The sequence below is a fragment of the uncultured Nocardioides sp. genome, from assembly GCF_902805925.1.
Taxonomy (GTDB): Bacteria; Actinomycetota; Actinomycetes; order Propionibacteriales; family Nocardioidaceae; genus Nocardioides.
Genome location: NZ_CADCUP010000076.1, coordinates 1 through 9,356, shown reverse-complemented (window position 1 = coordinate 9,356; position 9,356 = coordinate 1). Strand labels below are relative to the sequence as shown.

Genomic DNA, 9,356 nt, shown 5'->3' with positions numbered 1-9,356 from the left:
CCCCCCATCGCTTGTCCCGTTACGTCGCCACCAGCGCCGCTGCGCCTGAAGCAGGGCGACGCCAAGGCGGCCGCGGCATCAGCCGTAGACGACGACGGCACGCGACCGACGGTGCGGTGGCGGGCAGGACACCGGGTCAGCGGGAGGGCAGCGGCTCGGTGGTGTGAACCGACGCCAGGACCTCGGTGATGGCGCGCACCGCCTCTGACGCGGGCCCCACGTCCTCGACCATGCCGGCGTGGGTCGACTCGACGGTGCGCTGCACGGCGTTGGTCGACAACGTTGCGAGCTGCTCCTGCGCGCCGGCCCAGCCGTCGGTGTCGGCGCTGTTCACCGACGACGTCAACACAGCCAGCGGCCGATCGCCGAGCGTGGTGAGCGACTGCGCTTGGGCGAAGAGCATGGGGATGACGGAGATCTCGTCCCGCTGGTTGCGGTAGTACCGAGGAACGGACGTGAGCGCCCGCACGGTCTCCGCGTCAGCCGCCGGAAGGTGCGAGTCGACGGGCAGGCGTCCCAGCCCGAGTCGGCTCAGCGTCGGTGTGAGAGCGAACCCGCGGCGCAACACGACCTGGCACTGGCTGGTGTAGGCCGCCGGGCGCTGTGGCCGGGGCCGAGAGGTACTCATGGCACGGAACGTCCGTGCGCCCGAGTATCCCGCAATCGGCGCAGATGGTTGACCTCACCCCGTGGCGCACCGGTCCTCCCGCACGCCCGAGGCCGCTGCCTGGGTCGCGCTGTCCGAGCGTCGTGGCCGGGAACGGACCAGCCCCCGGCCACCGCAACCCCGGGGAAAAGCCGGGGAAACGGTGATCGGGGCCTGGAGAAACCGCAGGTCAGACGCCCATCAGGGCGTCTTCTCAGATGTCGTAGTAGAGCTCGAACTCGTGCGGGTGCGGACGCAGCGCGATCGGCTGGATCTCCTGCGTGCGCTTGAAGTCGATCCACGTCTCGATCAGGTCGGGGGTGAAGACGCCACCCTCGAGCAGGAAGTCGTGGTCGGCCTCGAGCGAGTCCAGCACCGCGTTGAGCGAGCCGGGCACGGTCGGGATGTTGGCGTGCTCGTCGGGCGGGAGCTCGTAGAGGTCCTTGTCGACGGGCTCGTGCGGCTCGATCTTGTTCTTGATGCCGTCGATGCCGGCCAGCAGCATCGCCGAGAACGCCAGGTAGGGGTTCGACGACGGGTCGGGGCAGCGGAACTCCACGCGCTTGGCCTTGGGGCTCGCACCGGTGATCGGGATCCGGATGCACGCCGAGCGGTTGCGCTGGCTGTAGACGAGGTTGACCGGGGCCTCGAAGCCGGGCACCAGGCGGTGGTAGGAGTTCACGGTCGGGTTGGTGAACGCCAGCAGCGAGTTGGCGTGCTTGAGCAGCCCGCCGATGTAGTAGCGCGCCATGTCGGAGAGGCCGGCGTACCCCGTCTCGTCGTAGAAGAGCGGCTCGCCCTCGTTCCAGATCGAGGAGTGCACGTGCATGCCCGAGCCGTTGTCGCCGAAGATCGGCTTGGGCATGAACGTGGCGGTCTTGCCGTTGCGCCACGCGACGTTCTTCACGAGGTACTTGAACTTCATGACGTCGTCGGCGCTCTGCAGCAGCTCGCTGAAGCGCCAGTTGATCTCGGCCTGCCCGGCGGTGCCGACCTCGTGGTGGGCGCGCTCGACGTGCAGCCCGGTCTTCTCCATCTCGATGACGATCTCGTCGCGCAGGTCGCCGAAGTGGTCGTACGGCGCGACCGGGAAGTAGCCGCCCTTGTACTTCACCTTGTAGCCGCGGTTGTTGTCCTCCGAGCCGGTGTTCCAGGCGCCGGCCTCGGAGTCGATGTGGTAGTAGCCGGCGTTCTGCTTGGTCTCGAAGCGGACCGAGTCGAAGACGTAGAACTCGGCCTCGGGGGCGAAGTACGCCGTGTCGCCGATGCCGGTCGACCGCAGGTAGGCCTGCGCCTTCTTGGCGATGTTGCGCGGGTCGCGCGAGTAGGCCTCGCCGGTCAGCGGGTCGTGCACGAAGAAGTTGACGACCAGGGTCTTGGCGGCGCGGAAGGGGTCGAGGTAGGCCGTGGTCGGGTCGGGGAACAGCGCCATGTCGGACTCGTGGATCGCCTGGAACCCGCGCACCGACGACCCGTCGAAGTTCAGACCGTCGTCGAACACCGACTGGTCGAAGGAGGAGATCGGCACCGTGAAGTGCTGCATCACGCCCGGCAGGTCGCAGAAGCGCACGTCGACCATCTCGACGCCCTCGTCCTTGATGTACTTCAGCAGCTCGTCGCTGTTTGCGAACATTCGTGTCCTCCTTGGCCGAGGATCCATCCTCGACCGGGTGCGGGTGCGGGTGCGGGTGTGTCAGCGTGCTCGTGACCGGGTGCAGCACTGCACCGGATGGTGCGGAACCTACGCAGGGGCAGTTTCTTGACCGTATCCCGATTGTTTCGCCCGTGTAACAGATGCCCAGCCCGCTGGCCGCCCGGCCACCGCCTAGCCTGGAGGGGTGATCGAGACCGCCTCGTGGGCACGCCGGACGCTCGCCCTGCTGGTCGACTGGCTGGCCTCCACGCTGGTCGTCGTGGTGCTCATCGGCACCCGCGGCTGGAGCGAGGATCCCCTCTCCGGCTTCTACACGATGGGCGTGTTCGTCCTGGAGTCCACCTTCCTCACCGCCTGGGCGGGCGGCTCGTTCGGCAAGCTCGTCACCCGCCTGCGCACCGTTCGGTACGACGGCAGCGGGCGGCCGGTGCCCCTGCTCAGCGCCCTGCTACGCAACGTGCTGGTCTGCCTGGTGCTGCCACCGCTGGTGTTCCGGCCCGACGGGCGCGGGCTGCACGACCTCGCGGCGGGCACGGCCACCGTCACTCTGCAGACGGCCTCGGGGGTCGCCCGGTAGCCTCGGCGGCATGAGGACCTCCCACCGCCGCCGGCTCGCAGTCGCGGGCGCCGTACTCCCGATCGCCCTGGTGTCGCTGGCCGCGTGCGGCTCCGACGAGGGAGGCGACTCGGCCTCCGACGCCTCCTCGGCGAGCGCCTCGGCGGACACCGGTGAGTCGCCGGCCGAGTCGTCCGAGAGCCCCTCCGCCGCTGCGGGCGAGGAGGTGGACCCCGCCGAGTTCGTGGCCGAGTACAAGGCGGCGTTCGAGAAGTCCTCGACGGCCCACATGACTCTGCAGACCGACGGCGACGCGAGCTTCACCGCCGAGGGCGACATCGACTACTCCACGACCCCGCCGACGATGGCGATGACCCTGTCCGGCGCGATGGCCGGCGAGGGCCTGGACATGCGGCTGGTGGACGGCATCTTCTACATGTCGGTGCCCAATGGCGACGGCAAGTTCTACAGCTTCGACCTGGAGGACCCGAACAACCCGCTCGGGAGCGACTTCACCAAGCAGCTGGACCCGGCCACCGCATTCGACAGCTTCGAGGACGCCATCACCTCGGTGACCCTGGTCGGTGAGGAGGACGTCGAGGGCGAGCAGATGCGTCACTACTCCGTGGTCGTCGACAGCGAGAAGGTCACCGGGCCGCTGGCGGGCGGCGGCGCTGGCGGCGCGCTGCCCAAGGAGCTCGCCTACGACGTCTGGCTCGACGGCGACGGTCTCTTCCGCAAGATGGAGAGCGACCTGGGCCCCACCGGCACGCTGACGATGAACATCGACGACTGGGGCAAGGAGGTCTCGGTCGAGGCCCCCGCCAAGGATCAGGTCACCACCATGTCGGGCATGCCCTCGATGAGCCCCGCCGGCTGAGCGCAGCGGCCGGCGGCCAGCACCTGACTGGCTGCGGTGCGGGGTGTCGTTCGGCCCCAAACGGCAGGCATCGGGCCCGCTGGGATGTCGTTGGTGCCCATTCGCGCACCCCGGTCCGCAGCCGACCCCCGCCGACTCCGGACAGGGCCGAGGCTCAGCGGCCGCGCTGGTTGCCGCGCATCCCCTTCATCGAGGTGGGCATCGGGCCCTTGGGGAGCGGGATGTTGGAGCGGTTGGCGTCGAGCGCCTTGAGCCGCGCCAGGATGTCGGTCATGTCGGCCGGCTTGACGGCCTTGCCGAGCTTGGTGACGTGGCGCACGAGCCGGGTGAGCGGCACCTGGCCCTCGCCGTTGCCGCAGATCACCTCGTGGATCGGCGCACCGGCGGCGACGCGCTCGTGCTTGCGGCGTTCGTTGATGAGCAGGCTCTTGAGGCGGTTGGGGCTGGAGCCCTCGCCGACGAGGACGATGCCGGGCGGGCCGACCACGCGGTGCACGACGTCCTGCTGCTTGGTGAACGCCACCACGGGGTCCACCTTCCAGCCGCGGCGCAGCATCTGCAGGGCGGCGGCAGCCGCACCCTGCTGGCCCTCCATCTGGGAGTACGCCGCGTTCTGCGCCCGGCGGCCGAAGACGATGAGCGCACCGAGCAGGCCGATCAGCAGCGCGCTGAGGATGCTCAGCACCAGCGAGATGGTGCCGGAGCCGGGAAGCAGCCACAGGACGACGAAGCCGAGGGCCGCACCGAGCAGGAAGGTGCCGAGGATCCACCAGGGCAGAGCCCGGTCGGTCTTGCGGGCCATCCGGTAGGTCTGGGCGAACTGCTTGCGCCGGCTCAGCTTCTCGGGTGCCGCCGGTAGGGTGCTGGACATGCGTGGCCTTCTCGTCGCTCGTGCGGGTGCGGGTGGGTCTCAGAGCGACGCTACAGCGCCCTCGCGGGACTCCAGGGCCTGACGGTACAGCCGGCCGGCACGGTACGACGAACGCACCAGCGGGCCGGACAGCGCACCGGCGAACCCGATCTCGTCGGCCTCCTGCTTGAGCTCCACGAACTCCTCGGGCTTGACCCAGCGCTCGACGGGGTGGTGGCGCACCGACGGGCGGAGGTACTGGGTGATGGTGATCAGCTCGCAGCCGGCCGCGTGCAGGTCGACCAGCGCCTGGCTGACCTCCTCGCGGGTCTCGCCCATGCCGAGGATGAGGTTGGACTTGGTGACCAGACCGAAGTCGCGCGCCTGGGTGATGACGTCCAGGGAGCGCTCGTAGCGGAACGCCGGACGGATGCGCTTGAAGATGCGCGGCACGGTCTCGACGTTGTGGGCCAGCACCTCGGGACGCGACTCGAAGACCTCGCGCAGCAGGTCGGGCTTGCCGTTGAAGTCGGGGATGAGGTTCTCGACGCCGGTGCCGGGGTTGAGGTCGTGGATGGCGCGCACGGTCTCGGCGTACAGCCAGGCACCGCCGTCCTCGAGGTCGTCACGGGCGACGCCGGTGATGGTGGCGTAGCGCAGCTCCATCTTCTGCACCGACTCCGCGACCCGGCGCGGCTCGTCGCGGTCCAGCGGCTGCGGCTTGCCGGTGTCGATCTGGCAGAAGTCGCAGCGGCGGGTGCACTGGTCGCCGCCGATGAGGAAGGTGGCCTCGCGGTCCTCCCAGCACTCGAAGATGTTGGGACAGCCCGCCTCCTGGCACACCGTGTGCAGCCCCTCGGACTTCACCAGCCCCATGAGCTCGGTGTACTCGGGGCCCATCTTCGCCCGGGTCTTGATCCACTCCGGCTTGCGTTCGATGGGGGTCTCCGCGTTGCGGACCTCGAGACGGAGGAGCTTGCGGCCTTCGGGAGCTAGCGTCACCCCGTCACTCTACGTCGGGCCCCAGGGGCCCCCAACTCATGCCTCAGGCGCCAGGACGGACCAGCTCGATGCGGGGCGCGCGGCCCGGCTCGGGCCGCGCCTCGTAGTCGGGCGTCGGCGTGTACGGCGCCCAGTCGAGGAGCCTGCGGAGGTGGTGCTCGACGACCGGCAGCGCGTCGGCGGTGGTCACCTCGCGGCCCAGCTCGGTGCTCAGGGAGGTGACGCCGGCGTCGGCGATGCCGCAGGGCACGAACCGGGAGTACCAGCCCAGGTCGACGTCGCAGTTGAGGGCGAACCCGTGCATGGTCACGCCGCGGCTGACCCGGATGCCGATGGCCGCGACCTTGCGCTCCGGCCCGCGGTCGTCGGCCCGCAGCCAGACGCCGCTGCGACCGGGCACCCGGGCGGTGGTCACACCGAGGTCGGCGCAGGCGAGGATGAGCGCCTCCTCGACACGGCGCACGTAGTCGACGACGTGGACGTGGTCGGGCAGCCTGACGATCGGGTAGCCGACCAGCTGGCCGGGTCCGTGGAAGGTGATCTTGCCGCCCCGGTCGACGTCGATGACCGGGGCGCCGCCGGGGTCGAGCGGCCGCTCGTGGGGATCGGTGCGCTTGCCGGCGGTGAAGACCGGCGGGTGCTCGAGCAGGAGCACCGTGCCGGGGGCCTCGCCGGCGACGACGGCGGCGTGCACCTCGCGCTGCAGCTCCCAGGCGGCGAGGTAGTCGACGGCCTCGTCACCGAGGCCGGCGACACGCAGATCGAAGGGCATGCGACCGACCCTACCTCCGCCTCGCGAGCCCTGTGGACGACGGCCGACGGCCGTCGCCGATCCAGGGCAGGGTGCTCCCGTGCTCGCCCGCAGACTCGTCCTCGGCAGCGCCGCGATGGCGGCGCTCAGCGTCCTGGTCGTGCTAGCGCTCTGGGTGGTCACGTCCGCGCGCGAGCCCGCGGCACCCGGCGCGCCGCCCGCCCGGGCCCAGCCACCCGACGGCCTGGCCATCCTCGACGGCTGGGACTCCCTCCGCGCCGAGGCCTGGGCGGCCGGTGACGTCGGGGGGCTGCGCGCCCTCTACGTCGACGGGTCGCACACCGGGCGGCGTGACGCCGCGATGCTCCGGGCGTACGTCGCCCGCGGGCTGTCGGTGCGGGGGCTCCGCACGCAGGTGCTCGGGGTGCGGGTGCTGCATCGCGACGAGACGGCGGTGGCGCTGTCGGTGACCGACCGGATGCGCGGTGCGGTGGCTGTGGGCGGCGGCCGCCGCGTGCAGCTGCCGGCCGATCGGGCGAGCACCCGGAACATCACCCTGCGCCGGGTCGACGGCGCCTGGCTGGTCGAGGAGGTGCGCGAGTGAGCCCGCTCAGCCCAGCGCGCTGGCGACGACGTCGCGGACGTCCTGGTCGCGGAAGTCGTAGCCCGCCCGCTCGAGGGCGTCGGGCCGCGCGTTCACCGACCCCAGCAGCTCCGGCGACATCCTGCCGCCGGCGCGACCGAGCACCCACGCGGGGGCGGCCAGCCGGGCGCGTCGACCGAGGGAGTCGGCCAGCGCCTGGGTGAACTCCGCGTTGGTGGGGGTGTCGGGGCAGCAGAGGTTGAAGGGTCCCCCGACGTCGTGCGACTCGGCCAGGAAGGACACCCCGCCCAGCCAGTCCCGCAGCGAGATCATCGGCATGTGCTGGGTGCCGGAGCCCAGGCGTGCCCCCAGCCCGGCCTTGAAGACCGGCAGCAGCTGCTTCAGCGGCGGGCTGTGGCGGTCCATCACCGGGGCGGTGCGCAGGACGCACACCTTGGCCCCTGCCTCGCTCGCCGGTGCGGTGGCGGCCTGCCACGCCTTGGTCACCTCGGTCAGCAGGGCGTCACCGCGCGAGGCGGCCGCCTCGGTGAGGGGCTCGGCGCCGTGGTCGCCGTAGTAGGAGATGCCGTTGCCGGCGAGGAACCGTGGAGGGTGATCGGCTGCCGCGACGGCCTCGGCGAGCACCCGGGTCGTCGTGACCCGTGACTCCAGCAGCGCGCGGGCCCACGCCCTCGAGTGCGGGTTGCCGGCGGTGGGGGAGCCGGCGAGGTTCACCACGACGTCGACACCGGCCAGCGCACCGGGCGGCATGGCCCCTGCGTAGGGGTCCCACTGCTGCTCGTGGGGGGACCGGGCCTCGCGACGCACGAGCGTCGTCACTGTGTGCCCGTGCCGACGCAGCGACGAGGTGAGGTGAGAGCCGAGGAACCCGGATGAGCCGGCGATGAGCACGTGCATGCGACCCACCCTGTCACGGTGCCGGTTGACCGGCCCCGATCAGCACTGGCTCGCCCATGAGACTCTCAGGACATGGTCGTCCGCCTCCTCGATCGCGCTCGTCGTGCTCATCGTGCTCAGCGATGGCCGCGCCCCGCCGTCCTGCCGACGCTCGCGGCCATGCTGCTGCTGGGGGCGTGCACCGGCGAGGAGCCGCCCGCGCCGCCGCCTGCGACTCCGGTGTCCCCGGTCGAGGTCATCCGCGCGCTGCCCACCCCGGACGACGTCGAGTCGGCGGTCGGGAAGGCAGTGGAGGAGAGGTCGCTCCCCGATGACCTGGTGCCGGAACTAGCGCGGATCGCCTTTGACGGCGTCCTGAGCCCGCCGGAGCAGCGGTGCGTGCGTGACTACGACGTGGCGAAGATCCCCGACGGATGTGTCATGGGAGCCCCGGAGGCGGAGCGCAGCATCCTTCTGTGGGGTGACGCAAGGGCGGCGATGTGGATACCGGCTCTGACACGCATCGCCGAGCAGACGGGGTACCGGCTCGTCATCGGCACGCAGATGCAGTGCCCGCCGCTGCTGGGGCTCACGCCGTGGCTGGCACCGGAGAACCGTCCGTACGTCGAGTGTGCGACGACGAACGAGAGCATGGTCTCGGTGATCGACGTGTTGGAGCCGGAGATCGTGGTGCTCGCCGGCGCGGTCCGCAACTTCGCCGTCGCGCGCAACGGGCAGCCGGTCGCTCTGGGCACGGGTCGCGCCGACAACACGTGGGAGCCCGACGTCGAGGTCGGTGGGATCTGGGAGGAGGGGCTCGACCGGACACTGGCGGCGATCGACGACGCGGACGTCTTCGTGATCGGTGAGGCGCCGTACCTGCCGGAGGAGCCGTCGGTGTGCCTGGCGGCGCACGTGGACTCCAGCGACGTCTGCGGAGTCAGCACCGACGTCGGGGTCTACGACCAGCACGACGAGCGGGTGCGAAGGACGACGGAGCAGAACGACGCGACCTACGTCTCGCCGCTGCCATGGCTGTGCGCGGACGGCGCCTGCCCGGCGGTCATCGACGGGTATGCCGCGTACCGCGACACCTTCCACCTCAACCGCCAGTACGTGCTCCACCTCAGCCGCGCCCTCGGCGCCGCCCTGGAGCTCGACGACTGGAAAGACCTGGCCGACTGAGCCGACATGGAGGCGGGTCTCCCGACACACACGAGCGCCGGACCCCGGCTGGGGCCCGGCGCTCGTTGCGTGCGGTCGCTCAGATGTCGAACTGGCCCGCCTCGAGCCGCTGCTTGACCTCGCTGAGGTAGCGGGCGGCGTCGGCACCGTCGACCAGGCGGTGGTCGTAGGTCAGCGCGAGGTAGACCATCGAGCGCACCGCGATGGTCTCGCCCAGGTTGGGGTCGTCGATCACGACAGGACGCTTGACGATCGAGCCCGTGCCGAGGATCGCCACCTGCGGCTGGTTGATGATCGGGGTGTCGAACAGCGCCCCGCGGCTGCCGGTGTTGGTCAGCGTGAAGGTGCCGCC

At 70.9% G+C, this 9,356-nt stretch carries 11 protein-coding genes; 4 read left to right on the top strand and 7 right to left on the bottom strand.

Translation table 11 applies throughout. The features are described 5' to 3' along the window. Positions 1-136 precede the first annotated feature (136 nt). Both QZX64_RS05395 and glnA read right to left on the bottom strand, forming a co-directional pair. Entirely contained in the window at positions 137-469 is a 333-nt protein-coding gene (locus tag QZX64_RS05395) for a hypothetical protein (RefSeq protein WP_295657574.1), read from the bottom strand. A 391-nt stretch (positions 470-860) separates the two neighbouring features. Continuing rightward, complete coding sequence (glnA, locus tag QZX64_RS05390) at positions 861-2,279, bottom strand: type I glutamate--ammonia ligase (protein WP_295657573.1); 1,419 nt, start codon at positions 2,277-2,279, stop codon at positions 861-863. 205 nt (positions 2,280-2,484) lie between these two features. On the opposite strand from glnA, the gene QZX64_RS05385 reads away from it, so the two are divergent. Beyond that, positions 2,485-2,877 carry an RDD family protein gene (locus QZX64_RS05385; RefSeq protein ID WP_295657572.1) on the top strand — a complete coding sequence of 131 codons (393 nt, stop codon included), beginning with the start codon at positions 2,485-2,487 and terminating at the stop codon, positions 2,875-2,877. Positions 2,878-2,887: 10 nt separating this feature from the next. Continuing rightward, positions 2,888-3,736 (top strand): LppX_LprAFG lipoprotein, encoded by an 849-nt coding sequence (locus tag QZX64_RS05380; RefSeq protein ID WP_295657571.1) that lies wholly within the window; start codon positions 2,888-2,890, stop codon positions 3,734-3,736. 154 nt (positions 3,737-3,890) lie between these two features. On the opposite strand, the gene QZX64_RS05375 is transcribed toward QZX64_RS05380, so the two are convergent. From QZX64_RS05375 to lipB, 3 genes are read right to left on the bottom strand one after another with little or no spacing between them, the layout of a single operon-like run. Further along, positions 3,891-4,607 carry a DUF4191 domain-containing protein gene (locus QZX64_RS05375; protein ID WP_295657570.1) on the bottom strand — a complete coding sequence of 239 codons (717 nt, stop codon included), beginning with the start codon at positions 4,605-4,607 and terminating at the stop codon, positions 3,891-3,893. A gap of 39 nt (positions 4,608-4,646) precedes the next feature. Further along, complete coding sequence (gene lipA / locus QZX64_RS05370) at positions 4,647-5,588, bottom strand: lipoyl synthase (RefSeq protein ID WP_295657569.1); 942 nt, start codon at positions 5,586-5,588, stop codon at positions 4,647-4,649. A 43-nt stretch (positions 5,589-5,631) separates the two neighbouring features. Further along, positions 5,632-6,360, bottom strand: a complete 729-nt coding sequence (gene lipB, locus QZX64_RS05365) for a lipoyl(octanoyl) transferase LipB (protein WP_295657568.1) — start codon at positions 6,358-6,360, stop codon at positions 5,632-5,634. Between the two features lie 79 nt (positions 6,361-6,439). Between lipB and QZX64_RS05360 the strand changes: the two genes are divergently transcribed. Next, positions 6,440-6,943 (top strand): hypothetical protein, encoded by a 504-nt coding sequence (locus QZX64_RS05360; protein WP_295657567.1) that lies wholly within the window; start codon positions 6,440-6,442, stop codon positions 6,941-6,943. A 6-nt stretch (positions 6,944-6,949) separates the two neighbouring features. Here QZX64_RS05360 and QZX64_RS05355 read toward each other — a convergent pair whose 3' ends face one another. Continuing rightward, entirely contained in the window at positions 6,950-7,840 is an 891-nt protein-coding gene (locus QZX64_RS05355; RefSeq protein WP_295657566.1) for a TIGR01777 family oxidoreductase, read from the bottom strand. A gap of 159 nt (positions 7,841-7,999) precedes the next feature. On the opposite strand from QZX64_RS05355, the gene QZX64_RS05350 reads away from it, so the two are divergent. Further along, positions 8,000-9,004 carry an SGNH hydrolase domain-containing protein gene (locus QZX64_RS05350; RefSeq protein ID WP_295657565.1) on the top strand — a complete coding sequence of 335 codons (1,005 nt, stop codon included), beginning with the start codon at positions 8,000-8,002 and terminating at the stop codon, positions 9,002-9,004. Between the two features lie 79 nt (positions 9,005-9,083). On the opposite strand, the gene QZX64_RS05345 is transcribed toward QZX64_RS05350, so the two are convergent. Further along, positions 9,084-9,356: 2-oxo acid dehydrogenase subunit E2 (locus tag QZX64_RS05345; protein ID WP_295657564.1), on the bottom strand; the 273-nt coding region annotated here is incomplete at its 5' end.

Excerpts from the sequence above, each read along its gene's own strand:
- glnA (WP_295657573.1), bottom strand. The coding sequence starts at position 2,279 with ATGTTCGCAAACAGCGACGAGCTGCTGAAGTACATCAAGGACGAGGGC.
- QZX64_RS05380 (WP_295657571.1), top strand. The coding sequence starts at position 2,888 with ATGAGGACCTCCCACCGCCGCCGGCTCGCAGTCGCGGGCGCCGTACTC.
- QZX64_RS05375 (WP_295657570.1), bottom strand. The coding sequence starts at position 4,607 with ATGTCCAGCACCCTACCGGCGGCACCCGAGAAGCTGAGCCGGCGCAAG.
- lipB (WP_295657568.1), bottom strand. The coding sequence starts at position 6,360 with ATGCCCTTCGATCTGCGTGTCGCCGGCCTCGGTGACGAGGCCGTCGAC.
- QZX64_RS05355 (WP_295657566.1), bottom strand. The coding sequence starts at position 7,840 with ATGCACGTGCTCATCGCCGGCTCATCCGGGTTCCTCGGCTCTCACCTC.
- QZX64_RS05350 (WP_295657565.1), top strand. The coding sequence starts at position 8,000 with ATGCTGCTGCTGGGGGCGTGCACCGGCGAGGAGCCGCCCGCGCCGCCG.